The sequence below is a fragment of the Microcoleus sp. B6-A1 genome (genome assembly GCF_036705085.1).
Lineage (GTDB): Bacteria > Cyanobacteriota > Cyanobacteriia > Cyanobacteriales > Microcoleaceae > Microcoleus.
Genome location: NZ_JAUBTU010000045.1, coordinates 1 through 26,631, shown reverse-complemented (window position 1 = coordinate 26,631; position 26,631 = coordinate 1). Strand labels below are relative to the sequence as shown.

The following is a 26,631-nucleotide window of genomic DNA, read 5'->3' as shown; positions in this document are numbered from 1 at the left end:
CCTCAAATTGCTAATTATACCAGCTAAAAAAAAGAATGCAACTTTAGGGAAGATTCCCACCCATACATAATCATTCATTATAAATTTTATAACCTAAAGTAAAGAGAGTCTTACGATTGCCTAGTACCATTTATTTGTGACATTCGCAACCGCTATTAAGATGAAACATAATCGCCGAAGAAAGCGTAGACCATAAAGGAGTATTGATATCAGCTTTTTGCAAAGCTTCTGCCGTCCAGTCGTTGCAAGTTCTCAAAACATAGTAACTACCTTTTGCTTCATAAAAACTGTCGCTTTTGTCGTAGCCGTAGCTAATTTTAATTTTATTACCGGCTGCGTCTAATTGGAATGAATTTTTAATAAAATTTACCAGCCTCAGATAATTTTCCCCACTAATTTTCACACATTTGGTTTCTAGATTTCGGGGGATGACCCGATAACTTTGAACGTGTACGGTAGACGGAGTAGGGAGAAATAGCGCCTTGAAAGCTGTAACTGGGTTGACGATTGCTGAGGTGGAAGTTTCCAGCATAAAAGCTCTATCTCCCCAGCCAAAAGACAAATATTTATAATCAGAAGTGGCATCCCGCCCTATTTCTGTTAGCGGTAAAAATTGATTCCAGTCAAAATATTCATTTTTAACTGGAACAATGATTTCGGTGTGGATGCCTTGGTCGGAAATGTATAGAGAGATTGTGCAATCTGCTTGCGAGTAATTTCCCCACTTTCTGGGAGTGAGATAGCCAATTGTTAGGAAAGCGCTCAAAGATAAGATGACAATTCCTAAGCGCTGTATGCTTTTTCTCATTTTAACCGTAGGTTTCAAATTATGCCTTCGGAGGGCGGGCGCTGCATCTTTGTGGGAAAGAATTCTTGCAAAGCCGAATTGCGCTGTTCGGGGGTTTCCCTCGCCCAATTCGACAAACTTTCGTAGAAAAAGAACGACACGCCAGCGAAATCTCTTTTTCGCACTTCTTGCACTTGTTCTTGAATTTGTTTGAGGGGAACAGAATTATTTTTAAGACCAGTTAAAATGCCGATCGCAGTTGGAATGTTAAGTTTAGCCAGTTTAACTTCTTCCCGTTCCAGTTCGGCACTAAAACGCTTGATATCGCTGCGATAAACCTGCAACACAATTTCTTGGATGTAGCCGCGTCTTTCCCAGGTAAACCAGTCTTGTAGGTGGGCGGGTAAAGAAAAGTGAAAAGGGTTTGGAGATAAGCTGACAATACATTTTTCTTTGCGGGATTTGATGGCGCGGGAAACTCTGCCCACGAAGTCGTTGATTTTGTCAGCGCGCCAGCGCACCCAAAAGGTTTCGCGGGGGTCGTTGGAGGGAGGACTTTTGATTTGTTCCTGATACATTGACACTGTTAATGGCTCGTAGCCAAATTCTACTGGCAAGCCGAAATGGTCGTCAAATTGAATGCCATCTATATCATAATTATCGACAATTTCTAGGATTAAATCTAAGATAAATTGCTGAACTTCGGGATGAAAGGGATTCAGCCAAACTCGATCATGTTTGCCTTCTTTCCAAATAGTTGAACCGTCGCGCCGCTGCGCCAGCCAGTCGGGGTGAAGTGTGGCTAATTCTGATTCTGCTGGAGCCATGAAACCAAACTCAAACCAGGGGATTACTGCTATACCTTTTTGGCGGGATTGTGCTATAATTTCTTTGAGGATGTCTCGGTCTTTCAATCCGGGGGATGGGTCGATCGACTGTCCGAATACTCGTTGGGCGGCAGCGCTGGGATAAAGCGTATAGCCTCCTTGCCAAACCGTGGGATAGATGGTATTAAAATTAAGTTTGTCCAGTCGATTTACAGCGTCAATGATGTTGTTGCGGGAGAAAATAACCTCGCTGTCAATGTTCGTCAGCCAGACGCCGCGCAATTCGGTTGTTGGGGTTTTGAGCGGGGTTTGAGCCAAGAGACGCGGGGATAAAATCGCGGAGGAGGTAAGGGCGATCGTAAAAACAACTATTAAAGCCAGTATCCGCTGCCATTTGTGTACTTTAATCATCAATTTGTCGCAAATATGATTATTTTTAGACTGATATTTTACCGTATAATTAGCTTGTTAGGGTGCTTCAGCGAAGGTTATTTTATTAAAAGTCACTCGAACATTTCCTGACGCACCTAATATTTTTGATATTATTGGGGGTCAACGATGTTACCCATAAATAATATTGTTCCTGTAGTATTGTCTCGAATGGCACAAAAGAATGGACGGTTGACATTCATTTCAAAAGCCGGCATAGATCTCGTCATCTCTATTACAGTCACGGCTGCTGCTTCTGTACCTTCTTCGTTAACTTCGACAAATGTCTTGTGTTTTACCGATTCTACTGCTACTTGGCTATCAGTCATCGGGGAAAAGTCTGTTTTCAATCCACCGAAAAATTCTGCCATTCCCAAAGCTATAAGTGTGTCTTTCAGTTGAACTTCATACTCCATTTTGAAGCGCGGTATTTCAATCATTCCACTTTTAACTCTAAATTCTTGCATCCATTTATCCCAGTTTTCTGGTGTTAATTGCTGCGAGAAAGTTGCCAAATTGGTATGGGAGTTTGGCAAGAAAATATACATACTCAGAGCGCCTTTTTTGCCGTAAGGTAAACTGACTGCTTGAAAAGTGTCTGTTTCGTAGCACCGATAAGAGCCCATCTGGGACATCATTGGATGCTGTTTGGAACTGCTGTCTGTTAAATAAAAAGTTTTGTTGGCAGTGTGAGATTTATCAAAGGGCGTTTCCCAGTTGCCTTTGAAATAGATGGCGTTAATCAAAAACAAAAGTGTATTAGGGTTGATTTTAGTGACTATTTTATCAATTTTTCCGTGAGTTTTTTCGCTCACCCAGTTGTTAATGATGCTGAGAGCTTCTTGCGGACTCTCAAAGTCTATTTCGGTAAGATTGGCTTGGTAGTATTGTTGATTTATTTGCAAAAATTCGGGTTTTAATGAGAAGCCTTGTCTGACCAAAAGCGCGTTGGCAATTGATACTTGAACCTTGGGGTCATCTTTTTGCAAACTCTTTTGCAAATTGTGATTGGCTGCGTTGATTGCTTTTGGACTCATTTTCGTTAATTCGAGAGCTTTTGTCATTTCTTGTTTGGTTTCTCCGCTGACTCCGTTGTATGCCATTGACAGTGCGAGGGCGACAGAAGTAGGGGAAATAAAGATATTTTGATTCGGCTCTTGTTTGGTGAGGGTGTTGAACAAGTTAAAGCCAAATTGGGTATTAGCTGCAACAAGTCTGGCGTCTACATTTATCTGGTTGTTAGGGGGTGTCATGGCTAGAAGTTCTAAGTGATTGGGATGTGGGAGGTTGATTGCGTTAATTTTTAGTTGCCGCGCTAATTATGTGATTCAACCGGACATGATATCATATTCTATTGGTTGTTTTTTTAAGAATAACCTTGCAGGTTCATGACTTTTCGATAGTGGGCTTCTATTTCACTTACTGTTTGCGATTGACGCTTGCTAGTCCACTCGCTGCGATCGAATAATTCCCGCCTCAAAGCATCAACATCGATCGTTTTCACCTTACCTTCGGCGACAATTTGCTTGCCGTTTACCCAAACGCCGTCTACCGCATTAGTCGGGCGTCCCAAAATCAGCAAGCCGATCGGATCGGTGCGCGGCAGCAATGATAAACTGGTTAAATCATACAGCACAAAATCGGCTTTTTTACCGACTGTAAGCGAACCCATTTCATCGGCGAGATTCAAGCCTTTTGCTCCTCCCAAGGATGCCATTTCTACAGACTGGCGCGGTGTAATCCATTGGCGGTAATCCAAATCCGTGATATTGTGCAAAATCGAACCAATTTTAATCGCTTCCAGCAAATCTTGAGAGTCATTGCTAGCAGCGCCGTCGCAGCCAAAAGATACGTTGACTCCCGCTTGCCGGTATTTCAAAATCGGTGCAATCCCGCTTCCCAAGCGCAAGTTACTGAGGGGATTGTGTACAACAGTCGCTCCCGTTTCTGCCATAATTGCAATGTCGGAATCGTCCAGCCAAACGCAGTGCGCTAAAGAAGTTCGGGGACTCAAATAACCAATTTTTTGCAGGTGTTCGACAGCGCTACAGCCGTATTTTTCGTGAGCTAACTGTTTTTGAGCGGGGGTTTCCAAGAGGTGGGCGTGCCGACAAAGATTGTAGCGATCGCTCAATTCGATGCAGCCTTCAAACAAAGCATCGGAACACAGTTGAATTCCCGTCGGCGCCAACAACATATTAACACCTTTTTCGGGATTGTGAAACTGTTTTATGGCTGTTTCCATTAATTCCAAAGTGGCCTTAGTCGATCGAATGTAAGCCGCGTGTTCGATACCGCTATCGCCCGCAGGCATTCCCGCCGTCAGGGATTCATCTTGAATTAATGGCCCGATAAAAGCGCGGATACCGATTTCTTGATAAGCGCGAACTGCGGCGGCGATCGTCTCTAATTCTTGCCCCGGAATCAAAACTAAATGATCGACTACGCTTGTACCGCCTGACAGCAATGTTTCTACCGCAGTTCCCAAGGCACTCAAGTAAACTTGTTCGGGATCGAGAGGTGTAAAATCGTACAATTCGGCAATCCACAACTCTAGGGGCAGAGGGGGAATAATGCCCCGTTGCCACATTTCTGAAGAGTGAGTGTGGGCGTTGACAAAACCGGGCAGCAGCAGCTTATTTTTGCCCTCGATAACTGTTTGACCCCCCCTATCCCCCCCTTGGTAAGGGGGGGAATTAGAGGGGGGGTTCCCCCCTTGGTAAGCGGGGGAATTAGAGGGGGGGTTCCCCCCTTGGTAAGCGGGGGAATTAGAGGAGGGGTTATTGGGGGCGATCGCACTTATGCAATTATCCACCACTTGCACATCTGCGGTTTCATAACCGCTATCAACCGGAATTAAAGTATTTTGAATTGTCAAGCTCATAGATTTACCCTTTTTGTAAATTTACATTGATTTTTATTGTATGATTCCCTGGCGCTAACATTTGCGATCGCCCAACGAGAATAAAGTTAATAAATCCTAAACTTTCTCAAAAAGTTACCCCGGATACTTAATTATAACAAAGATTTAAGATATGACAAGTTAGTAACAATCAAATAGTTATAAGATTGAAATTGTTTTTGAGTCACAATCATATGAATCCTGATTCTCTCCGCACCTTGGGCGTACCGCCGAATGCTTGGAAAGTTGATGCCAAAATTGCCGATATCACCCGATCGCCGATCGCGCCTCAACCTGTTACCCTGGAAACAGAAACTAAAACCCTGCGTTTGGACTTAGCAAAAGCAGCAATGTTGGTGATAGATATGCAAAACGATTTCTGTCATCCCGACGGTTGGCTAGCACATATTGGCGTAGATGTAACGCCCGCCCGAACTCCAATTAATCCTTTAACAAATTTACTGCCAAAATTGCGATCGCACGCAGTACCAATTATTTGGATAAACTGGGGAAACCGCCCCGATTTGCTCAATATTAGTGCAGCTTCCCGTCACGTTTACAATCCCACAGGATCCGGCGTAGGTTTGGGAGATCCGCTGCCAAAAAACAACGCACCTGTACTGATGGCAGGGAGTTGGGCGGCGCAGGTTGTCGATGAATTAAAACCCATACCGGAGGATATTTGCGTTGATAAATATCGGATGAGCGGCTTTTGGGATACTCCTTTAGATAGTATCTTGCGGAACCTCGGCAGAACTACACTTTTCTTCGGAGGAGTAAACGCCGATCAGTGCGTGATGGCTACGCTGCAAGATGCTAATTTCCTCGGTTATGATTGTATTTTAGTCAAAGATTGTACAGCTACGACATCTCCCGAGTATTGCTGGCAAGCTACTCTTTATAACGTTAAACAATGTTTTGGTTTTTTGTCGGATTCTCAGGCTATGTTAGAAGCAATTAAATAGCAGTCATCAGGGGAGTATCCCTCTGGAGTAGAAAAAGCGTTTTTTAGGAGTGCGAGAGTCCCGTACAGCAAAGCCTATATCTCGCTTCCTGCTCTGACAGCGAACTCTCCTGTGAAATCCATAAACTTTGGAGGTTGAGCGGCGGACTAATGACTCTGGATTTACCACTAATGACAGCAGAAACATAACCACTGACAACTAACAATAAAAAAATGACAAACCAGTGCATGATTCCTGTTATAAAGTCTCCGAAAGACTACCAAGCATTTCGCATCAGTCCGGGCGATACTAATAGATTAGCTATCGTCTTCGATCCGGTAATAGCTAATGTTTCATTAACAGTTTGCGTGGAGATTTTCGATGTGGGTGGCAAAACTCCTCCCAACCGCCATCAATTCGCAGTAGAAATGTTTTTTGTACTCAAAGGAAGAGGGCAAGCAACCTGCGACGGCAAAACAGTTAGTATTCAACCTGGAGATAGTTTGTTAGTGCCTCCAACAGGCACTCACGTAATTGAGAATACGGGCAGTGAACGTTTGTACACTTTGTGCATCATGGTGCCGAATGAGGATTTTGTGGAACTAATTCGCAGCGGCACACCAGTCGAACTCGATGAGGAGGATATGAGAGTTCTGGGGCGATCGGATGTACTCGTACCGTGCTAGGTTTGTACTAAGGACTTGAGTTTTAGGTTTGTAGTAAAAACTTGAGTGCTTAGAGAAAAAGCTAAAGCCCTTACTATTGAGATGTTGCACCATTCTCAAGAACGGGCTCTCCGGCCCGTTCCACAAGAGATGAATTTTATTGTGGAACAGGCCGGAAAGCCTGTTCATAAAATGCTTATCGAGAATGGTGCAACATCTCAGTTACTACGAACTTTTTTAGTTGATGTTTTTTAGGCTTTATGCTGAAACTTTGTCCGAAAGAAAAAGCGTCAATGCTAACTAAAGATGGGGTTCGTTTAGATGCTGACATCTACCGCCCCGATGCGGAGGGCGAATTTCCAGTATTATTAATGCGGCAACCTTACGGAAGGGATCTCGCCTCTACAGTAGTATATTCCCATCCCGCATGGTACGCCAAACACGGCTACATCGTTGTCATCCAAGACGTGCGGGGACGCGGCACTTCCGAAGGGGAATTTAACCTATTTGTTAGCGAAACACAAGACGGTTTTGATAGCGTCAATTGGGCTGCTAATCTGCCGGGGAGTAACGGCAAAGTCGGAATGTACGGTTTTTCCTACCAAGGAATGACTCAACTCTACGCGGCGGCTGCTAAACCGAGCGCATTAATCACAATTTGTCCGGCAATGGTAGGCTGCAATTTATATGCAGATTGGGCCTATGAAGGTGGCGCATTTTGCCTGCAATCAAATCTCGGCTGGGCAATTCAACTAGCCGCAGAAACCGCTCGCTTAAAAGCCGATATTTCTGCCTATCAAGCCTTTTATGCAGCTTCGAGAAATCTCCCGCTATACGATACCGTGCCTGCGCGTCCTGAGATTATTAAAAATCTTGCGCCAGACTCATATTATCACGATTGGTTGCATAATTATCGACCGAGCGACTATTGGGAAAAGTTATCGCCAAACATCAAAGATTTAGACTTACCGATGCTGCACATTGGTGGTTGGTTTGATACTTATTTGCGGGGAACAATCCATCTTTATAAGGAAATGGTGACCCGGAGTTCCTATCCGCAGCATTTGATAATTGGCCCTTGGGCGCATTTACCTTGGGGGCGAAAACTTGGAGCGTTGGATTATGGTTTGGCAGCTTCAAATCCTGTGGATGAGTTGCAAATTCGCTGGTTTGATCAATTCCTCAAAGGAGTTGATACAGGAATATTAGACGATCGGCAGATTTCGCTATTTGAGATGGGGAGGAATGATTGGCGGAAATTTGATAAATGGCCTAATAATAATCATAAATATTATTTTTTAGCAAGTACCGGACTTGCCGCCATGAGAGAAGATGCGGGTATTTTAACAGAGAGTGGCGCGGATGTTTGCACTGATGATATATTCGTACATGACCCTTGGCGGCCGGTGCCATCCTTGGGAGGTCACGCTGCATTTCCTGCAGGTGCGATGGAGCGATCGACTATTGACTGTCGCACCGATGTGTTAACCTACACTTCGGCACCGCTAACAGCCGATTTGCGCTTAGCTGGAGATATAATTATCGAAGTATTTTGTACAGCAGATGCGCCGAGTTTTGATTTGTGTGCAATACTTTCCGAGGTCAAAGATAGCGGCAGCGTCTACAATTTTACTCAAGGTTACGTGCGGGTAAATTTATGTGAAACACCTGTAAGAATTGTGCTGCAAGCAACTTGTATGCAAATTGCCAAAGGTAATGCCTTGCGTCTGAGTTTGAGTGCGGCTTGTTTTCCCGCTTACGGCGTGAATCCGGGAACGGGTGCGCCGGACGGTGAAGCGCGGGCGATGGATGCTAAAATTATCACGCTGACAGTAAGTTGTGGCGGGAATTGTCCCTCTCAAATTTTGCTGCCAATTGTCAATTAAACCTAGAACTTATTCAATTATGAGCATTATTTTTCACATCACCCGCAGTCAACAGTGGGAAGAAGCAAAACAAGTTCAATCCTATCGCGGCGATACGCTAGATACTGAAGGATTTATCCACTGTTCGACTCTGACACAAGTTCTTAGATCTGCTAATAAATTTTTTGTGGGACAAACAGGATTGCTGCTGCTTTGGATTGACTCGGACAAAGTGCAAGCTGAACTTAAGTATGAATTGGCAGCAGGTGAGAATTACCCGCACATTTACGGGCCGCTGAATGTTGATGCTGTGTTGAAAGTTGTTGAGTTTGAACCGGGTGCCGATGGCAAGTTTGAACTGCCAGAAGAATTAAGGGATGTTGTTTAATATGCACATTTTGTACCATTCTCAAGAACGGGCTCTCCGGCCCGTTCCACAAGAGAATTAAGTGTCTTGTGGAACGGGCATCTTGCCTGTTAAGAAAAGGCTAATTGAGAATGGTGCAATATCTAAGTTAATATGCACATTTGGCAGCATTGTATACTAACTTTTTAGGGCTGGCTAGAAGCCCAACCCCTACTCCCCACAAGAAATTTTATCTTTTGTGGAACGGGCATCTTGCCCGTTCTAATTTCTGCAAAATATCAATTAACATCAACCAACTCTGCCGCCAATTTCAGCGCATCTTCGCGAGTCGCAATTCTACCCTCCACCCGCGCTAATTGAATCTCCATCAACAATTGACCGATGCGTGGACTTCTGGGCAATTTCAAATATTCCATTAAATCATTACCGCTAACTAATTGTGTGGCATGAGCAATAATATCATCAGCATCCAGATAGCGATTAATTAACAGTGAAATATCCTCAACCGCAACTCCCGCAGCCACCGCCAAAACCGCTAAAACAGGAAATACTATTCCCACATCCCGAAACAAAAAATACTGTTCTCTCAAAGACATTTCCGCGATAGGTTTTGCTTGCAATTTGGGCAAGTATTTCAAAAGCCCGATCGCACTTTTAATCTCCGCATTGCTGTACTTCAACCGCAGCAACTGAGTTTCAGCAATTGTCGGGTCGGAATCTGCCAAAACAGCCAACTTCGCAACCGCCAACAAAGGCGTTTTAATTGTATCTCGAATCGATCGCGAAAATTCTCTCCCCAAATCTGGATAAATTGCCGCTAACTTGGCAGCAGACGCATCAATTTTTGTCAAAATATCAAAACGGTCGATCGCACTTTCAAACCAAATCGAAAACAAACCGTCTTCGCAACCGCGACAAATCCAAGGAACACCGTCAGGATTACTCAACAAATAACCTAATTCCGTCCGCACCCGTTCCACCGCTACCCGACTCAACAGCGGCGCTAATTCCCGAATCGCCGATTGAGTTTCAGGTTCGATCGCAAAACCCAACTGCGCCGCTTGGCGGTAAGCTCTTAATAACCTTAGCGGATCGTCCTCCAAATTTGACCGCGAAATCATCCGCAGCAAACCCAACCGCAAATCAGTTTGACCGTCCAAAGGATCGATGATTTCTCCGGTAAAAGGATTGCAGGCGATCGCATTTATCCGAAAATCTCGGCGCAGCAAATCCCCCTCCAGACTCCCCCCTTCCGCCTGCGCCAAATCCACCGTACCGCCCGCAAACACCACCCGCGCAATTTGGCGTTCCGCATCCAACAAGACAAATCCACCTTTCGTGCGATCGGCAATTTTTCGAGCAGTCTTCACGGCCCGTGTTAGCATAACGAAATCTAAATCAAAATAGTGCGATCGCCTCCCCAGCAGCGCATCCCGCACCGCACCGCCCACCAAATAAGCAGGCGGTGTCAGCAGTTCCAAATCAAACGGCCAAGTATCAGGAGATAATGAAGAGGGCAAATTAATCGGCATCGCAACAAAAATCTACTTTCCTTACAAACAATTAAACTCTTGCTACGCTAGATTAACAGAAAGCTCAAATTTCACCAATCTTTTTGAAATGCACAGAGGATATCAAGAATGTGTATTTGTATTAACTGCCACTATGTAGACCGCTGCTTCACCTACCACGCCGTAGAAGAACAGCACGAACAGCTTCACCTCACCGAAACACCCGATTTCGACCCCGTAGAACCCACCATCAACGTCAACATCCGCCCCCGCCAAGACGAAATTGAAATGGAATGGGATGTAGTTGGCTGTCAAAGTTTCAAGCAAGAGACCGGCAAATGGGCAAAATTGCGGCCAGGCGAACTCGTCCCGACTTAAGGAAGAAGTCATTAGTCAGTAGTCAGTAGTCATTAGTCAGTAGTCATTAGTCATTAGTCAGTAGTCATTAGTCATTAGTTATTTGTTGGTTGTTGGTTGGTTGCTATTTGTTGTTTTTTATAGGTTTTTTGTGAGTTGTTGGCGATAACAACCAATAACCAATTCCCAATTCCCGATGCCCAATTCCCGATGCCCGATGCCCAATGCCCGATGCCCGATGCCCGATGCCCCATTCCCCATTCCCCATTCCCATTCCCAATTACAAATCTAAAATCTAAAATCTAAAATCTAAAATCCAATGTGCTATTGCTTAAACCCAACTTGTCAGAATCCGCAAAACCCAGGGGATGCAGAATTGTGCCAAAGTTGCGGCTCCAATTTGTTGTTAACTCTTGATTCAGAAACGCCATCAGCATCTCGCTACCGAACCATAAAGCCGATCGGGCAAGGAGGCTTTGGCCGAACATTTCTAGCAGTTGATGAAACCAAACCCCTGATTTTTTCGCAGTGCGTAATCAAGCAATTTTTGCAGCAAAATACCGCAGCCGAAAAAGCCGCTCAACTATTTCACCAAGAAGCAGCCCAGCTACAAACCTTGGGAAAACATCCCCAGATTCCCGAATTAATCGCGCATTTTGAACAAGACGGGAGACAGTATTTAGTACAAGAATTTATAGACGGCAAAAACCTAGCCAGAGAATTAGAACAAAAAGGAGCATTCACCGAAACTCAAATTCGGCAAATCCTCAACGATTTATTGCCAGTGCTCCACTTCGTCCACAAATCCAAAGTCATTCACCGCGATATCAAACCAGAAAATATCATTCGCCGCCGACTATCTCCAACTCCTTTACCCGTCTTAGAAACTTCCTATCAACCCTCTCCTTTCCAAAAAGATATTGTTTTAGTAGACTTTGGTGCAGCTAAGAAAGTAACAGCAACCGGATTGCCGCAAACAGGTACAATCATCGGCAGTGCTGCTTATACAGCCCCAGAACAATTGATGGGAAAAGCAGTTTTTGCCAGCGATATTTACAGTTTGGGCGTTACCTGCATTCACTTGCTGACAGAAATTCCTCCCTTCGATTTGTTCGACAGTACAGAGGATTCTTGGGCTTGGCGAAATTATTTGAAAACCGCTGTTAGCGATGATTTCGGCCGCATCCTCGACACCATGCTTCAAAGTGCCACCAATCGGCGCTACAGTTCAGCATCAGCAGTCATCCGGCACTTGAACCCCAAACCGGTGTATTTAGACGCACAGCCGGTGCTAGACGCGCCGGAAACGCCCGCAGAACGGGTTCTTACACCTGCGCCCGGTGTGTCGCTTTTCACTCGCCAAGAGCAAGCCGAAATTCAGCAAGCTTTACAAGAGGATCTCGCCCCGTACAATGTTACAATCCAAGTCAGTCAAGCCAAGCAACAGCTCAATATCGTCATCAACAGAACCGAAGACAACCCCGTTTACTATCCGCACTTATCTCAAATAATTGCCACCAGACTCACCGATTTGCAGTTAAATAAAGTCGCAGCCGTGAAGCTGTTGGGAAGAGTCAACAATTCTCGCCGCCCGGAGTGGAAGCAAATATTGCAAATCGATCCCAAGATTAAATTGAGAAACAAACTCGTGCGGCTGCAACACAATCAATTACTCAAGAAGGCGGCCTCTGTTACTACCCAAGAATTTTGGCTGCCGAAGTTGAAAAGTCAGGATTTTTGGATAGATGCGCTAATGTTTGCCTTAGTTTGGTTTATCTTTGGCTCTCAAATAGTCATTTTTAATTCGTGGTTCGCCCTAATAGTTGCGTCGGGTTTTATGACGGTGAAGCATCAAGTTTCCCAACACAAAGAATTTGCCAACAAAAATTTATTTGCAAGTTTAGTAGTGCTGTTTTTGGTGAGTGGGGGCATGGGTAATTCGAGGATTTTAAATACGGGAATATTTGGCATTCTTTTGGGTTGCTTAGTTGTGGCTTTACCGCTGTTTTTTGTTAAGGAAAATTATCAGTAATCGTGAATAGCAATCCCCAAGACGGAACATTAGTTAAAAAATACGGCTTAGCCCTGCACACAGCTAGTCGCGAACTCGGTTTAGCCATCAGCAATTTTGCCGGGGATTCTCGCTGCCAAACTTGGAATTTGGATCGCGATTTAGCAACTCATTTGCATCAGTATTTAGTCGAGTTTATTCAGCCGCAAACTTGGGCGGATTTGGCTTTTATTGCTGTGGCGAAGGGGCCCGGAGGCTTCACGGGGACTCGCATGGGTATGGTGACGGCGCGGACTTTGGCTCAACAGTTGGATATTCCGGTTTTTGCGATTTCAACTTTGGCGGCTGTCGCTTGGGCGGCACCCCCCCAACCCCCCCTTGCTAAGGGGGGGCTTTTGAGTGCAGAACCTTCCCTTGCTAAGGGGGGGCTTTTGAATACCGAACCCCCCCAACCCCCCCTTAGCAAGGGGGGGCTTTTGAGTGCAGAACCTTTCCTTGCTAAGGAGGGGCTTTTGAATACCGAACCCCCCCAACCCCCCCTTGCTAAGGGGGGGCTTTTGAGAGAGGATATAGCGCTGCAAATGCCTGCACAGCGGGGACAATTGTTTGGGGCGGTTTATTCAGTTAACAAAGATTCTGGTTTAACTGAGTTGTTTCTTGATACGGTGATGACTCCTGAATCTTGGCAGGAAAAGTTGGATAATTGGGGGAATTCTTATCAGTTAATTGAAGTTGGTAGCGAGTTGGGATGGTCGGTTTCTAGTGTGTTGGAATTGGCTTATTTGGAGTGGCAAATGGGAAGTCGTCCTGATTGGTCGGATGCTTTGCCTTTTTACGGTCAACATCCGGTTAAGGGACACTGAATATAGGGAATTGGGCATTGGGAATAGGGAATTGGGCATTATTTCGTTTCAGTTAAACTCACATCTTGCACCATTCTCAAGAACAGGCAAGATGCCTGTTCCACAAGAGAATCTACTCTTTGTGGAACAGGCATCTTGCCTGTTCCTAAAAGGCTAATTTAGAATAATGCAAGATATAAATTAAATCAACTTGTAGAGTGCGTTTTTTTTCCGACAATGCCCGATGCTCGATGCCCTATGCTCGATGCCCGTAAATGATTGATAAGCCCTTAAGTAGACTTGATATCGTTGTTTATTTAAGGGCGATACAAACTTCGAGGCAAAAAGTTAATGTTAGGGGGTCTGGGCTTTCGGTTCGCAATCGATCGATCTCAGCTCGATCGCAGCCGCGAGATTCCATAAAATCGAGCATCCAGTTAGTTATCGCAGCGAGATCGATGTATTTTGCTCCCAGACAAACAGGGCAAATTTCTGGGCTGAGGGTACCAGTGCCGCCGCATTCGGGGCAATCCCAGTGGGTTGTTACGGGATCGGGGGTAGTTAGGATGTTGTTCATGCTGGGAAAAAGTACGCGCGGCGTAGCGATCCCGTAGGGAATCGCACCTACTCGTTAACTCTAGCAAAAATGCCGATCGCCCTGACTTCTTCCTGCCTTAACACTAAGCAGGCTAGTAACTAAAATCGACAAAAATACAAAAAGGGTGGTTATGTTCGATCGCACTCAATGGTTTTTGGCTGGTATGTCGATCGCACTTTCGCTTCAGTTAAGTCAGCCAGTGGCAGCAGCCGTGCCCGTTGGCAAAGTCGTACAAACAGCACAAACTAACAGTAACGACGCTGCTAAAACAGCATTCCAAGAGGCGATGCGACTGTCCCAGCAAGGAACGGAGGAAGCTTTAAGAGGTGCGATCGTCAAATATGAAGAAGCATTAAAACTGTATCGAAAAGCGGGTGATCGTCGCGGGGAAGCTACCACCCTCAGCAACATCGGCAGTGTCTACTCAGATTTGGGAGAAAAACAGAAAGCACTAGAGTATTTTGGCCAGTCGCTTCCCCTATGGCGGGCAGTAGGCGATCGCGGTGGGGAAGCTCGCACCCTCAACAATATCGGCGTAGTCTACTCAGATTTGGGAGAAAAACAGAAGGCGCTAGAGTATTACAGCCAGTCGCTTCCCCTATTTCGGGCAACCGGCGATCGCGGCGGAGAAGCTTACACCCTCACCAGCATCGGCGTAGTCTACTCACAATTGGGAGAAAAACAGAAAGGGCTAGAGTATTACAGCCAGTCGCTTCCCCTATTTCGGGCAGTAGGTGATCGCCGTTGGGAAGCTTACACCCTCACCAGCATCGGCGTAGTCTACTCAGAATTGGGAGAAATACAGAAAGGGCTAGAGTATTACAGCCAGTCGCTTCCCCTAGTGCGGGCAGTAGGTGATCGCCGTGGGGAAGCTTACACCCTCACCAGCATCGGCAGTGTTTACTCAGAATTGGGAGAAATACAGAAGGCGCTAGAGTATTACAGCCAGTCGCTTTCCCTAGTGCAGGCAGTAGGCGATCGCCGTGGGGAAGCTGTCACCCTTTACAGCATCGGCAGTGTCTACTCAGAATTGGGAGAAAAACAGAAAGCGCTAGAGTATTACAGCCAGTCGCTTTCCCTGAGTCGGGCAACCGACGATCGCCGCGGAGAAGCTTACACCCTCACCAACATCGGCGTAGTCTACTCACAATTGGGAGAAAAACAGAAAGCGCTAGAGTATTACAGCCAGTCGCTTCCCCTGTTTCGGGCAGTTGGCGATCGCGCTGGGGAAGCTATCACCCTTTACAACATAGCTGTTGCCAAACGCGCTCAAAACAATTTTACCGAAGCCCTCAACGATATTGAATCCTCTCTCAAAATCATCGAAAACCTCCGCACTAAAATTGTCAGTCCTGAACTCCGCAGCTCATACTTTTCCACAGTACAGGATTACTATGAATTCTACATCGATTTGTTAATGCAACTGCATAAAACTCATCCTAAATCCGGTTACGATACAAAAGCCTTAGAAGCCAGCGAACGTTCGAGGGCCCGCAGTCTCCTCGAACTCCTCGTTGAAAGTAACGCCAACATTCGCGAAGGTATTTCCCCCGATTTACTGCAACAAGAAAAGAGCTTGCAACAGCAACTCGATGCCATTGAAAAGCAGCGCATCGAAACAATCAGCACCCCCAATCCCAACGCAACTAAAATCGCTGAAATCGACAAACAGCGCCTCGCACTTTTGGAACAATATCAGGAACTTCAAACCAAGATTCGTACCGCTAGCCCCCGCTACGCTGCCCTCACCCAACCCCAACCTTTAACACTGCCAGAAATTCAGAAACAGATTCTCGATGAAAACACGATTTTATTGCAGTATTCCCTCGGCACAAACCGCAGTTATTTGTGGGTTGTGACATCAACAGGACTAACTAGCTATGAATTGCCAAAACGCGCAGATATTGAAACAGCAGCTAAGAACTTCCTAGAAGCAATAACTAGCCCAGTTCAAAGAGATATTCCCCAACAAGTTGCCCAAGCGAGTGCAAATCTAGGTCAAGTGATTTTACAACCCGCAGCAGCCCAATTAGGCAATAAACGCCTATTAATTGTTCCCGACGGCGTGCTGCATTATACCCCTTTTTCGGCTTTAACTCTTCCCCAAACCGCTGGACAAAACACCAATGTTCCCTTAATTGCCGAACATGAAATTATCACCCTGCCTTCCGCCTCAACTCTCGCCATTCTCAGGCAAAATTACGGAGATAGAAAACCACCGAACCGAAATTTAGCAATTTTAGCAGACCCAGTTTTCAGCCCAGATGATGAAAGAATTAAAGGAAAAATCACCCAAGCAACAACAGAAAAATTAGAAGTAAACAACCTCGGTTTAAATCAATCGCTTCGTGCTTCTAATCGGGGATGGCCGCCCGAACGTCTCGCATTTACCCGCCAAGAAGCCCAAACAATATCCAGCTTATTCCCCTCAACTTCTAGCAGTCAAAAGATTGATTTTGATGCCAATCGCACTACCGCCACCGACGGCAGCTTAGCTAATTATCAAATCGTTCACTTCGCCACCCACGGCATTGCCAACAGCAAAAATCCCGAACTCTCAGGAATTGTGATGTCGATGGTAGATGACAAGGGCAATCTTGTCAATGGCTTTTTGCGCCTCACCGATATTTTCAACTTGAAACTGGCGGCAAATTTAGTGGTTTTAAGTGCTTGTCAGACGGGCAGGGGACAGAATGTTAAAGGCGAAGGAATGGTGGGATTAACAAGGGGTTTTATGTATGCGGGGGCGCAGCGGGTGGCGGTGAGTTTGTGGAATGTGGATGATGAAGGAACTGCTTTGTTAATGCAAAAGTTTTATCAAAACATGGTGCAACAAAAGTTAGCGCCGGCTGCTGCTTTGAGGGCGGCGCAGATGGAAATGATGCAGCAGGAAAAATGGAAATCTCCCTATTATTGGGCTGCTTTTACCTTGCAAGGGGAGTGGAAATGATATATAGCACTTTTGCTGGTAAGTAAGTACATAGCCCTTGTACGGACACGGCAATGCCCCTTGGTGTCAACTTAACGTTAAATCCGTAGTCCGACAGTCCGACAGTCCGACAGTCCGATAGTCCGATAGTCCGATAGTCCGATAGTCCGACAGTCCGACAGTCCGACAGTCCGACAGGGAATGAATTCCCTGTCTAATAGCTAAAGTCCTCTGAAGAGGACTAATGAGTTTAAAAATTCGGCGTTGCTGGGCGTTGCTGAATACAGGTAGGAATTCAGATTTCCCAATTGCTATAAAACAAGTATGGTCAGTTTTGTAACATCAAGCGAAAAGTTGATTCCTACGCCAGAATCAGCAACGTCAAAGATTCTTTTTCCCAGTCCTCTTCAGAGGACTTTAGCTATTAGACAGGGGTTTCAACCCCTGGCGGACTGGCGGACTAACGGGTGGGCGGGCTGACAGCTTAAGTTGACACCAATGGCCGAAGAGCCCGCCCAGAAAAAAGTTTATCGCCCGCTAGCTAAAGCCTCCCGCAATTTGCGGCCCCGCGATTTATCCCGAAGTTCGGGAGTCGCCATCCGCAACACAAAATCCAGCAACCAAGGCGCAATTCGGTGACACCAAACTGCTAGATGACTTTGCCATCCTACCAAGATTTCCGGCGCATCTTTGTGCAATCCCGCGACAAGTGCTAGGGCAACTTTTTCGGGAGTTGTGGGCACTACCCAGCGGAATTGTTCCAAGTCTCGCACCATGTCGGTATCTGTTAGAGATGGCAGCAAAGCTGTGACTCGAACATTGTACTGAGTTAACTCGCTGCGTAAAGCTTGGGTGAATCCCAAAATGGCAAATTTGGTAGCAGAATAAGTCGCCATTGTCGGAGCGGCAATTTTGCCCATTAAGCTCGAAACATTGACGATTGTTCCCTCTTTTTGAGTCGCCATTCGCCGAGCTATCAAGCGGGTAATTGTGTAGGTTCCGAGCAAATTTAAGGCGATTTCTTCCTCGATTAACGGCAGCGGGGAACGCAAGAATGATGCTTGGTGGGCGACGCCTGCACAGTTGACTAGCAGGTGAATCGGGCCGCTATCTCGCCAAGCTTGGGCGATCGCAATATTCACCGCAACTGACTGAGTTAAATCCAAAGCTAACGGCACTACTTCTGTGCCCAAAACATCGATTTCCTCTGCCAGTTCAATTAATTGCTTGCGGTTGCGCGCCACAATCAACAAACGTTTGACTCCTTGTCTCGCTAATGCCAGGGCGATCGATCGCCCAATTCCGCGCGAAGCTCCTGTAACAAGAGCTGTTTTTCCTTGAAGTTGCATAGATTAAACCTTTTGGTTGATTCTCATCGCGGCACGGAGTTATGAGTTGTGAGTTGTGAATTATTAGTTATGAGTTGAATGTTTTGGCGATAACAACTCATAATTCATAATTGTTTAAAAGGCTATCTTGTTCCGATAAGCCTAATTTATTCGTGGGGTTAACTCAAAACCCAAAACTGTTGAATCGCTAACGTGCGCGTGAGTTGAACTAAACTTTTGGTTTGCCACGAATCAGTCAAATATCTGGTCATTTAACCTCATGCAAGCAGACAAACCTGAGATGGCAAACCGAGTCGGAAATCATGGCCAAGCGGGCTTTGTTACCGCTTTTTCTTCTGTTCGCGGAGGTGGACTTTGCCTGTGTAGCCGCGAATTTATTCGCCAGGGATTGGTTTTCTTCAGTCCGCAGAGGCGGACGCAAGCCTGTGTAGCCGCGAATTTATTCGCCGGGAATATTCCCCTCGAATTAGTCATTGTTCGGGGCTTAATTACCCCTTTTTTTAGTCCGCAGAGGCAGACCATATCCTGTGCCACCGCGACTTACAATCGCCGGGGATTCGTGCGAATTAGCACAGGATAATTGAGCAATGCAGATTATCAATTCCACACCTCCTAGATATGAGAATTTCCTATCTACACACACCTTAACAACTTGACGGAGAAGCGGCAACAATTTTTAATAAATCTTCCGCAACACTTCTTTACAATTTTCTCAGACTGCCGATTTCCAAGTGCCGTGAAAGCCCAAAGGTATGACACCGGGCAATTCTAGCTGGCAAACAGGTTCGCGGGAAAGTCCGTCGCTGTCAAATATCCAGACTTCGCTGCTGTCAGAATTGCCGTCATAAATAACTGTTACTATCCAACCTTTTTCCGAGGAAATATCTGGAACGTAGATGGGCTCTGCGGGATAGCGATTTTCGCCACAGTCGGCAATTGTGAGATTGCGGCTTTGCGTGTCCAAACGGCCGATCGCACCGTAACGTTCGGCTACAATATCAACGTCAGGCCGATACATTGCCAGATAAATATATCGTGCGTCTTGCCCTATTTCGGCATCAGGTACGATCGGAAACTCACAAGGTTTATCCAACAATTCTTCTATTCCTGTCACTTTCGCCGTCAGAGGATTGAGATGCACTCGGCAAAGAGTACCCTCCGCATCGGTGCTAGTTTCACCAGTCGGTACTTCTTTCAGTCGCTGATTAGTTTGAAAGTCAGCGAAGCGCACAAAATCTACAGCCACCGAACCATCTTCCTTCACAAAACCATTAGCAAAATGCCACTGAAACCAAGGTTCGGTTTCGCCGCGACTAACTAAAGAGAGAGTTTCTGAGTCAAAAACTAATATCTGAGTACCTAACTCCGGTTTCCACTTAAAGGACTCGCTATAACTGCTAATTCCCGTTAACAATGGCAAAAAATTGACTTGCACCGGCGGGATGAAAAATATCAGATACTTTTCCGCAAAAACAAAATCGTGGAGCGCGTAAATTCCATCTAAAGCAACTGTTGATTGTTGCACGATTTTTCCAGTAAAATCGCTTTTATACAGATTCAACTTTGTAGTCGCACCGTTGGTAATTCCAAAGTTGAAAATATTGCCGGTAATCGGGTCGCGCTTGCAGTGAGCAGAATAAACAAATTTACTATCTAAACTGCCTAAATCGTCCGTTCCCTGAGTTTCCAGGGTTTGCAAATCGAGGCGGTGAGGCGGGCCACCTTCCCACAAAGCTAAAAGGCGATCGGGCAAAGCTAAAACAGAAGTATTGGCCGCATTTTTAACAGTTTTAGTCCACCGCAACCACACAGGGCCCGGTGCTGTCATGCCATAATTACTGTAGAGAAATTTATCAGCTTTTTCTTCAGCTAGATATCCCGCTGTTTGCACGTAGCGATAAACAGCCGTAGCACCGACATCGGTAAAATGTACTGCCAAAATTGCACCGTCGCCATCAAACCAGTGTCCCGCAGCAACACCGCCGCGTTCCAAACGTCCGGGCCCGTTGCGGTAGAGAGTGCCGCGCAATCCGTCGGGAATTTTACCAGTTTTAACCGATAGCTGAGTCAGCGGAAACTCTGCCGCCGGACTGGCTAAAGATTTAGCCCAAGATTTTTTAGCTGAGATTTTAGTGTCTGTTTTCATTTGAAACTCGCAATTTTAAACTGATCTGACAGATATTTTGCTATACAATTATAGCAAAAACCATCTATAACAGTTCTCGCGTGAGCCATTCATCAATGAATTAACAATTGCTCAATCCCCCAATCTAAAATCTAAAATCTAAAATCTAAAATCTCAACCTGTACCTCACTTAATCGAACAAGGGTATAACACCTATGACTCTCCGCCGCCGCGCTCTGCTCACAACTTTTGGGCTGACTGCTATTGGTACTCAGCTTTTGCCAAGCGCCCAAACCAACCTATCTCCCAAAAGTGCGATCGAGCCGCGCCGCCTGCAAGTCGGCGATACTGTAGCTTTAATCAATCCTGCGGCTTTCAACTACGAAAAAGAAGTGCAGCCATTTTTTAAAGTTCTGGATAACCTGGGTTTAAAAGTTAAATTGGGAGAGCATTTTTACGACCGCTACGGCTATTTAGCCGGCAAGGATGCCGATCGCGCCGCCGATGTCAACGCAGCCTTTGCCGATGACTCAGTGCGAGCTATTTTTACCGGAATGGGGGGCTGGGGCTGCGGTCGGATATTGCCACTCCTGGATTACAATATTATCCGCAACAATCCCAAAATCATTATGGGATTCAGCGATATTACGGCGCTATTATTGGCGATTTATGCTAAAACTAATATAGTTACTTTTCACGGCCCTTTAGGTGTGTCAACTTGGAGTCCATTGACAGTAAAATACGTCAAAAAACTTTTGTTTGAGGGCGGCTCTATAACCATGCAAAACTCCCCAAGCGTGCAAGTTCAAACAATCGGGCGCGGCACAGCTAGGGGAAAACTCATCGGCGGAAATTTATCAGTAATAGCAGCAATGGTGGGTTCTGCATATTTACCGCAGTGGGAAAATAGTATTTTGTTTGTTGAGGAAGTGGGCGAAGAGGTTTATCGCATCGATAGAATGTTGACGCAGCTTAAATTAGCGGGCATTCTTGATAAAATATCAGGTTTTATTTTCGGACAGTGTACCAAGTGCGAAGCTGAAAAACCCCAAGAGTCCCTAACCTTGCCTCAAGTCTTGTCCGACCACATTCGCCCTTTGAATATTCCTGCGTGGTATGGTTCAATGGTGGGACACATTCGGGAGCAGTTCACTTTGCCGATCGGCCAAGAAGTCGAAATCGACGCTGACTCTGGTACAATTAAATTGTTAGAATCCGCTGTCCATTAAATCTTGAACTCTTCTGGATATTACCGAGGCAGAGCCTCTGGATCTGCGTTCCCAGGCAGAGCCAGGGAACGAGAAATAAATTTAAACACAAAATCAGAAATATCGTGAAAAAAGCTGAACAATTAATTAAACCCTTAACAGCAATAATCTTGACAATTCTTTGCCTGTTGCCACTCAATGCCTGTGCAGCAGCAAGTAAAACCGCTAACAGCGACCCAATTTACCAGCAGCGAACAGTCCACAATCCCGACGGAATCGGCAAATTTTACATGGGTCGAGAAATTGCTCAAGTCATGGGATACCAAGGCGCTAGTTGGCTGGAAAGACCGTCCCGCGGCATGGAAGAAAAATCAGCTCGGTTAGTGAACAATCTCGATTTAAAACCAACCGATATTGTAGCAGACATTGGAGCGGGAACGGGATATTTTAGCTTTCGCCTCGCTCCCTTAGTTCCAGAAGGAAAGGTTTTGGCAGTTGACGTGCAGCCGGAAATGATTAATTTTATTAAATTGAATAAACAAGAAAAAAATATTGCTAACGTTGAGCCAGTTTTGGGAAGTATCGACAATCCGAATTTACCGGAAAACAGCGTGGATTTAGTTGTGATGGTCGATGCTTATCACGAATTTGCATATCCCAGAGAAATGATGCAAGGAATTGTGAAAGCACTTAAACCGGGAGGCCGCACGGTATCGATCGAGTATCGGGGCGAAAACCCGCTGATTCCCATTAAAGGTTTGCACAAAATGACGCAGAAGCAGGTAAAAAAAGAAATGGCCGCCGTCGGTTTAGTATGGAAAGAGACAAAAGATATGTTGCCCCAGCAGCATTTGATGGTGTTTGAGAAAAAATCTCAAATTTAGCAGCCAAATAGAGCGATTGTCTACCATTTTTACTGAGTTTTGTCAAGGTACAAAAGACGTATTTTTGATGCGCGCAGGCGATCGGTCAAAAATTCTAAGCCTTAAGTAACCCTTAAGAGAGACATTTTACTAAAAATACCATTTACAATTAAAAATTGATAACCCAGAGGCGCTTCCTTCATTTTTCAAGCGAAGAAGTGTCGCTATTAAGAAGTACCAGCGTGAACATTCCAAGTTCCATCCTCACCATGCTCGCCGGCATCGGAGTGACTCTGATCAGTCTCTGGTACGGGCAGAATCACGGTTTGATGCCGATCGCCGCCTCTGACGAAGCATCCGACATAGACGCACTTTTCAATACAATGATGACCATTTCCACTGGACTATTTATCATGGTCCAAGGAATTCTCATCGTTGCTGCAATTAAATATCGCCGCCGTCAAGGAGACAACACAGACGGGCCGCCTTGGCATGACAACTTTCCCTTAGAAATTCTTTGGACAGCCGTGCCAGCGGTGATTATTTTAGGAATCGGAGTCTACAGTTTTGAGATTTACAACTCAATGGGAGGCCTCGATCCGATGGGCAATCATGACCACGGCACGATGCAAGCGCACTCTAAAATGCGGGGAAGTGCGATCGCAGCCACACTCTCAGATACACCCCAAAACGCCCCTCAAATTCCGTCTAGAAAACTTGTTGCTCTAGGCGTCGGCGCTTCCCCAGAAAATGAAGACAAACCAGCAGACTTAGTTGTAAATGTCACAGGTTTGCAGTACGCCTGGATTTTTAGCTATCCAGAAAGCGGCGTTAGTTCCGGCGAACTGCATATGCCAGCAAACCGCGACGTACAGCTAAATATCTCAGCTCAAGACGTGCTGCACGCATTTTGGCTGCCGGAATTTCGCCTCAAACAAGATGCAATTCCCGGCCGGCCGAGCGAACTGAGATTTACACCAACTAAAACCGGCGAATACCGGGTTGTTTGTGCTGAATTGTGCGGCGCTTATCACGGAGCGATGAAAGCTGTAGCAGTCGTTCACACGCCCGAAGAATTCGACAGTTGGCTGCAAGAACAGCAAGTTGCTAGCAGTCAAAACTTAGAGCAAGCAGTTGCAGTCAATCCAGGGGAATTGTCAGACGGTGAATTTTTGGCTCCCTACGTCAGGGAAATAAAAATTAATTCCGAAACCCTAGAACAACTTCACCCAACTCATCACTAAAAATAGTCATTAGTTCCTGGCACTGGGTCTTTGACCCTGAGCTAATAACTAATGACTAATAACTAATGACTAATAACTATGACACAAGCACAGTTCCAAGAAAGTGCAAACACTGAGGCTCGCGGAACAGCGCCCGCCGATAGACATTGGCGCGACTACTTCACTTTTAATACCGACCACAAAGTCATCGGTATTCAATACCTAGTCACAACATTTATTTTCTATCTAATCGGCGGCGTAATGGCAACTTTGGTGCGAACAGAACTCGCCACCCCCGACTCCGATTTTGTCACCCCCGAACTCTATAACAGTTTATTTACTGTTCACGCGACGGTGATGATCTTCCTGTGGATTGTACCCGCCGGAGCCGGATTTGCTAACTTTTTGATACCCTTAATGATCGGGGCCAAAGACATGGCATTTCCCCGGCTAAATGCCGTTGCCTTTTGGATGATTCCCGTAGGCGGCGTGTTGCTATTGAGCAGTTTTTTGGTAGGAGCTCCACAGGCGGGTTGGACTTCCTATCCGCCTTTGAGCTTAGTTACGGCTCAAGCCGGAGAAGAAATTTGGATTCTCAGCGTTTTGATTCTGGGAACTTCTTCGATTTTGGGGGCGGTAAATTTTGCCATTACCATCTTTACCATGCGCGTTCCCAGCATGGGTCTCAATGATATGCCCTTGTTTTGCTGGGCGATGATTGCGACTTCAGCGCTGACTTTGATTGCTACTCCAGTCTTAGCAGCAGCTTTGATTTTGCTGTCGTTTGACTTGTTAGCGGGGACGGCATTTTTTAACCCGACTGGCAACGGCGATCCCATCGTCTACCAGCATTTATTCTGGTTTTATTCGCACCCGGCAGTTTACATTATGATTATGCCCTTTTTCGGGGTGATTTCAGAAGTTTTGCCGGTGCATTCCCGCAAGCCAATTTTTGGTTATTTGGCGATCGCATATTCGAGTCTCGCTATCAGCTTTTTAGGCTTGATCGTGTGGGCGCACCATATGTTTACCAGCGGCACTCCCGGCTGGCTGCGGATGTTTTTTATGATCACAACTATGATCATCGCCGTACCAACTGGGATTAAAATATTTAGCTGGTTGGCAACTATTTGGGGAGGAAAACTCCGGCTTGTCAGCGCGATGCTATTTGGGATGGGTTTTATCTCAACATTTGTCCTCGGCGGCATCACCGGGATCATGGTAGCTTCCGTACCTTTCGACATTCACGTTCACGACACTTATTTTGTCGTCGCTCACCTACACTACGTGCTGTTTGGCGGCTCAGTGTTTGGAATTTACGCTGCTTTTTACCACTGGTTCCCCAAAATGACGGGGCGGATGATTAATGAATTTTGGGGTAGAGTTCACTTTGTTTTAACCTATGTGGGCTTTACTGTAACTTTCCTGCCGATGCACGCTTTGGGTATGCAAGGAATGCCCCGGCGGGTGGCAATGTACGACCCGAAATTTACCACAATTAATGTCATTTGTACTGTCGGTGCTTATATGCTGGCAGTGTCTACAATCCCGTTTATCATTAATGTGATTTGGAGCTGGAGATATGGCCCGAAAGCAGGTGACAATCCTTGGCAAGCTTTGAGTTTGGAATGGATGACGACTTCGCCGCCCCCGATCGAAAATTTTGAAGGAGTGCCGGTATTGGCAACGGGGCCTTACGATTACGGCATGGAAAAAATTCAGAATACAGGGGAACGTCTCAGACTTAAGTTGAGGGAAAATGCCACTCGCAACGCCCAGAAAACAGGTATTCCTATTGCGGAGGCTCAAGCTTCAACTTTCTTTGGCGGTACTGCCACTTTGGTCGCTCCTGAATCAGAGATAGATGTTGATTCTCCTGCTGATGAAAGTCAAGATGGCGAATAGTTATTAGTCATCAGGCATTAGTCATTGGGAATTGTTGACGGTTGACGGTTGACGGTTGACTGTTAACTAATGACTGATGACTAATGCCAACTGACAACTGACAACTGACAACTGACAACTGACTTCTTCATTACCAATTTCTTATGCAAATTCCAGCGATCGATCCGACAAAAACAGCCCTAAATTACCACCACGAGGGCGAAGTAGAAGCACACGGTGTCGAGCATCCCGACCACCGAATGTTAGGTGTAATTGTCTTCCTGTGCGCTGAAGGCATGATATTTTTCGGTATGTTTGCCGCCTATTTGATTTATCGGGCGATGGCCCCCGTGTGGCCTCCTGAAGGTACGCCGGGGCGAGAGTTATTGCTGCCGGGAATTAATACGGTGATTTTGATTGCTAGCAGTTTTGTGATTCACAATGCTGATACTGCAATCAAAAAGAATGATGCCACCGGAATGCGGAATTGGTTGCTCGTAACTATTGCTATGGGCGCAGTTTTCTTGGCAGGTCAGGTTTACGAATACACTCATTTAGAGTTTGGCTTGACGACGAATTTGTATGCCAGTTGCTTTTACGTTTTGACTGCTTTTCACGGCTTGCACGTTACGTTTGGAGTGCTCCTGATGGCCGGTGTGGTGTGGCGATCGCGCGCGCAAGGTCACTATTCTAGCGAGCACCACTTCGGCATCGAAGCGACTGAGATTTACTGGCACTTTGTCGATGTGATTTGGATTGTTTTGTTTCTGTTACTGTATATTTTGTGATCCCAGAGGCTTTTTAACCTCTGCCACAAGAGATTTGTATGACCCCCAATTGGGGGTTTTTTTATTGTTTGGAAAGTGCGATCGACTTTCATAGGATCGCGAATTAAATAACTTACAATTTTAATTGTTATTGTGGGATGGGCGTCCCGCCCGTCCA

Annotated in this window: 22 protein-coding genes; 13 read left to right on the top strand and 9 right to left on the bottom strand. The window is 45.8% G+C overall.

Translation table 11 applies throughout. The features are described 5' to 3' along the window. Positions 1-130 precede the first annotated feature (130 nt). From QUB11_RS17835 to QUB11_RS17820, 4 genes are all read right to left on the bottom strand, one after another. Positions 131-808, bottom strand: a complete 678-nt coding sequence (locus QUB11_RS17835; protein WP_333201361.1) for a TIGR02117 family protein — start codon at positions 806-808, stop codon at positions 131-133. Between the two features lie 14 nt (positions 809-822). Continuing rightward, the gene (locus QUB11_RS17830) at positions 823-2,025 is read right to left on the bottom strand and encodes a glycoside hydrolase family 10 protein (protein ID WP_333201359.1); all 1,203 of its coding nucleotides are present in this window, start codon (positions 2,023-2,025) and stop codon (positions 823-825) included. A gap of 131 nt (positions 2,026-2,156) precedes the next feature. Next, positions 2,157-3,296, bottom strand: coding sequence for a serpin family protein (locus QUB11_RS17825; RefSeq protein WP_333201357.1), 1,140 nt, complete (start codon positions 3,294-3,296; stop codon positions 2,157-2,159). A gap of 113 nt (positions 3,297-3,409) precedes the next feature. After that, positions 3,410-4,927: an amidohydrolase gene (locus QUB11_RS17820; RefSeq protein ID WP_333201355.1), complete on the bottom strand. Its 1,518-nt coding sequence runs from the start codon at positions 4,925-4,927 to the stop codon at positions 3,410-3,412. Positions 4,928-5,139: 212 nt separating this feature from the next. Here QUB11_RS17820 and QUB11_RS17815 point away from each other — a divergent pair, with 212 nt between their 5' ends. The 4 genes from QUB11_RS17815 to QUB11_RS17800 all read left to right on the top strand — a co-directional run bounded on the left by QUB11_RS17815 (position 5,140) and on the right by QUB11_RS17800 (position 8,807). Further along, positions 5,140-5,910, top strand: coding sequence for a cysteine hydrolase family protein (locus tag QUB11_RS17815; RefSeq protein WP_333201353.1), 771 nt, complete (start codon positions 5,140-5,142; stop codon positions 5,908-5,910). Positions 5,911-6,137: 227 nt separating this feature from the next. Next, on the top strand, positions 6,138-6,575 hold the full coding sequence (locus tag QUB11_RS17810) for a cupin domain-containing protein (RefSeq protein WP_333256453.1): 438 nt from the start codon (positions 6,138-6,140) through the stop codon (positions 6,573-6,575). A gap of 272 nt (positions 6,576-6,847) precedes the next feature. After that, positions 6,848-8,440, top strand: a complete 1,593-nt coding sequence (locus QUB11_RS17805; protein ID WP_333201347.1) for a CocE/NonD family hydrolase — start codon at positions 6,848-6,850, stop codon at positions 8,438-8,440. 19 nt (positions 8,441-8,459) lie between these two features. After that, entirely contained in the window at positions 8,460-8,807 is a 348-nt protein-coding gene (locus QUB11_RS17800) for a DUF952 domain-containing protein (protein ID WP_333201345.1), read from the top strand. 257 nt (positions 8,808-9,064) lie between these two features. Here the strand turns inward: QUB11_RS17800 and QUB11_RS17795 are convergent, their stop codons facing one another. Continuing rightward, positions 9,065-10,318: a CCA tRNA nucleotidyltransferase gene (locus tag QUB11_RS17795; RefSeq protein ID WP_333201343.1), complete on the bottom strand. Its 1,254-nt coding sequence runs from the start codon at positions 10,316-10,318 to the stop codon at positions 9,065-9,067. A 108-nt stretch (positions 10,319-10,426) separates the two neighbouring features. On the opposite strand from QUB11_RS17795, the gene QUB11_RS17790 reads away from it, so the two are divergent. Beyond that, the gene (locus QUB11_RS17790; RefSeq protein WP_006632635.1) at positions 10,427-10,675 is read left to right on the top strand and encodes a Ycf34 family protein; all 249 of its coding nucleotides are present in this window, start codon (positions 10,427-10,429) and stop codon (positions 10,673-10,675) included. A gap of 74 nt (positions 10,676-10,749) precedes the next feature. Here the strand turns inward: QUB11_RS17790 and QUB11_RS17785 are convergent, their stop codons facing one another. Next, positions 10,750-10,908, bottom strand: a complete 159-nt coding sequence (locus QUB11_RS17785; RefSeq protein WP_333201341.1) for a hypothetical protein — start codon at positions 10,906-10,908, stop codon at positions 10,750-10,752. Positions 10,909-10,973: 65 nt separating this feature from the next. On the opposite strand from QUB11_RS17785, the gene QUB11_RS17780 reads away from it, so the two are divergent. Both QUB11_RS17780 and tsaB read left to right on the top strand, forming a co-directional pair. Beyond that, the gene (locus QUB11_RS17780; RefSeq protein WP_333201339.1) at positions 10,974-12,686 is read left to right on the top strand and encodes a serine/threonine-protein kinase; all 1,713 of its coding nucleotides are present in this window, start codon (positions 10,974-10,976) and stop codon (positions 12,684-12,686) included. A gap of 2 nt (positions 12,687-12,688) precedes the next feature. Then, on the top strand, positions 12,689-13,528 hold the full coding sequence (gene tsaB / locus QUB11_RS17775; protein ID WP_333201337.1) for a tRNA (adenosine(37)-N6)-threonylcarbamoyltransferase complex dimerization subunit type 1 TsaB: 840 nt from the start codon (positions 12,689-12,691) through the stop codon (positions 13,526-13,528). A gap of 292 nt (positions 13,529-13,820) precedes the next feature. On the opposite strand, the gene QUB11_RS17770 is transcribed toward tsaB, so the two are convergent. After that, positions 13,821-14,084, bottom strand: a complete 264-nt coding sequence (locus QUB11_RS17770) for a hypothetical protein (RefSeq protein WP_333201335.1) — start codon at positions 14,082-14,084, stop codon at positions 13,821-13,823. A 151-nt stretch (positions 14,085-14,235) separates the two neighbouring features. Here QUB11_RS17770 and QUB11_RS17765 point away from each other — a divergent pair, with 151 nt between their 5' ends. Further along, on the top strand, positions 14,236-17,055 hold the full coding sequence (locus tag QUB11_RS17765) for a tetratricopeptide repeat protein (protein ID WP_333201333.1): 2,820 nt from the start codon (positions 14,236-14,238) through the stop codon (positions 17,053-17,055). Positions 17,056-17,561: 506 nt separating this feature from the next. On the opposite strand, the gene QUB11_RS17760 is transcribed toward QUB11_RS17765, so the two are convergent. Both QUB11_RS17760 and QUB11_RS17755 read right to left on the bottom strand, forming a co-directional pair. Next, complete coding sequence (locus QUB11_RS17760) at positions 17,562-18,383, bottom strand: SDR family NAD(P)-dependent oxidoreductase (protein WP_333201331.1); 822 nt, start codon at positions 18,381-18,383, stop codon at positions 17,562-17,564. A 712-nt stretch (positions 18,384-19,095) separates the two neighbouring features. Next, positions 19,096-20,529, bottom strand: a complete 1,434-nt coding sequence (locus QUB11_RS17755) for a carotenoid oxygenase family protein (RefSeq protein WP_333201330.1) — start codon at positions 20,527-20,529, stop codon at positions 19,096-19,098. 194 nt (positions 20,530-20,723) lie between these two features. Between QUB11_RS17755 and QUB11_RS17750 the strand changes: the two genes are divergently transcribed. The 5 genes from QUB11_RS17750 (at position 20,724) to QUB11_RS17730 (ending at position 26,474) form a co-directional block, all read left to right on the top strand. Beyond that, positions 20,724-21,737: an LD-carboxypeptidase gene (locus QUB11_RS17750; protein ID WP_333201328.1), complete on the top strand. Its 1,014-nt coding sequence runs from the start codon at positions 20,724-20,726 to the stop codon at positions 21,735-21,737. A gap of 104 nt (positions 21,738-21,841) precedes the next feature. After that, a complete protein-coding gene (locus tag QUB11_RS17745; RefSeq protein ID WP_333201326.1) occupies positions 21,842-22,600 on the top strand; it encodes a class I SAM-dependent methyltransferase in 759 nt (252 codons plus the stop codon). 221 nt (positions 22,601-22,821) lie between these two features. Beyond that, positions 22,822-23,823 (top strand): cytochrome c oxidase subunit II, encoded by a 1,002-nt coding sequence (locus QUB11_RS17740; protein ID WP_333055530.1) that lies wholly within the window; start codon positions 22,822-22,824, stop codon positions 23,821-23,823. A gap of 78 nt (positions 23,824-23,901) precedes the next feature. After that, a complete protein-coding gene (gene ctaD, locus QUB11_RS17735) occupies positions 23,902-25,707 on the top strand; it encodes a cytochrome c oxidase subunit I (protein WP_333201323.1) in 1,806 nt (601 codons plus the stop codon). Between the two features lie 143 nt (positions 25,708-25,850). After that, positions 25,851-26,474 carry a heme-copper oxidase subunit III gene (locus tag QUB11_RS17730; protein WP_333201321.1) on the top strand — a complete coding sequence of 208 codons (624 nt, stop codon included), beginning with the start codon at positions 25,851-25,853 and terminating at the stop codon, positions 26,472-26,474. Positions 26,475-26,631: the final 157 nt, after the last annotated feature.

What these genes read in the sequence shown, in the direction of transcription:
- QUB11_RS17835 (WP_333201361.1), bottom strand. Translation starts at nt 808, where the DNA reads ATGAGAAAAAGCATACAGCGCTTAGGAATTGTCATCTTATCTTTGAGC.
- QUB11_RS17830 (WP_333201359.1), bottom strand. Translation starts at nt 2,025, where the DNA reads ATGATTAAAGTACACAAATGGCAGCGGATACTGGCTTTAATAGTTGTT.
- QUB11_RS17825 (WP_333201357.1), bottom strand. Translation starts at nt 3,296, where the DNA reads ATGACACCCCCTAACAACCAGATAAATGTAGACGCCAGACTTGTTGCA.
- QUB11_RS17820 (WP_333201355.1), bottom strand. Translation starts at nt 4,927, where the DNA reads ATGAGCTTGACAATTCAAAATACTTTAATTCCGGTTGATAGCGGTTAT.
- QUB11_RS17815 (WP_333201353.1), top strand. Translation starts at nt 5,140, where the DNA reads ATGAATCCTGATTCTCTCCGCACCTTGGGCGTACCGCCGAATGCTTGG.
- QUB11_RS17810 (WP_333256453.1), top strand. Translation starts at nt 6,138, where the DNA reads ATGATTCCTGTTATAAAGTCTCCGAAAGACTACCAAGCATTTCGCATC.
- QUB11_RS17805 (WP_333201347.1), top strand. Translation starts at nt 6,848, where the DNA reads ATGCTAACTAAAGATGGGGTTCGTTTAGATGCTGACATCTACCGCCCC.
- QUB11_RS17800 (WP_333201345.1), top strand. Translation starts at nt 8,460, where the DNA reads ATGAGCATTATTTTTCACATCACCCGCAGTCAACAGTGGGAAGAAGCA.
- QUB11_RS17795 (WP_333201343.1), bottom strand. Translation starts at nt 10,318, where the DNA reads ATGCCGATTAATTTGCCCTCTTCATTATCTCCTGATACTTGGCCGTTT.
- QUB11_RS17790 (WP_006632635.1), top strand. Translation starts at nt 10,427, where the DNA reads ATGTGTATTTGTATTAACTGCCACTATGTAGACCGCTGCTTCACCTAC.
- QUB11_RS17785 (WP_333201341.1), bottom strand. Translation starts at nt 10,908, where the DNA reads ATGGGGCATCGGGCATCGGGCATCGGGCATTGGGCATCGGGCATCGGG.
- QUB11_RS17780 (WP_333201339.1), top strand. Translation starts at nt 10,974, where the DNA reads ATGTGCTATTGCTTAAACCCAACTTGTCAGAATCCGCAAAACCCAGGG.
- QUB11_RS17770 (WP_333201335.1), bottom strand. Translation starts at nt 14,084, where the DNA reads ATGAACAACATCCTAACTACCCCCGATCCCGTAACAACCCACTGGGAT.
- QUB11_RS17765 (WP_333201333.1), top strand. Translation starts at nt 14,236, where the DNA reads ATGTTCGATCGCACTCAATGGTTTTTGGCTGGTATGTCGATCGCACTT.
- QUB11_RS17760 (WP_333201331.1), bottom strand. Translation starts at nt 18,383, where the DNA reads ATGCAACTTCAAGGAAAAACAGCTCTTGTTACAGGAGCTTCGCGCGGA.
- QUB11_RS17755 (WP_333201330.1), bottom strand. Translation starts at nt 20,529, where the DNA reads ATGAAAACAGACACTAAAATCTCAGCTAAAAAATCTTGGGCTAAATCT.
- QUB11_RS17750 (WP_333201328.1), top strand. Translation starts at nt 20,724, where the DNA reads ATGACTCTCCGCCGCCGCGCTCTGCTCACAACTTTTGGGCTGACTGCT.
- ctaD (WP_333201323.1), top strand. Translation starts at nt 23,902, where the DNA reads ATGACACAAGCACAGTTCCAAGAAAGTGCAAACACTGAGGCTCGCGGA.
- QUB11_RS17730 (WP_333201321.1), top strand. Translation starts at nt 25,851, where the DNA reads ATGCAAATTCCAGCGATCGATCCGACAAAAACAGCCCTAAATTACCAC.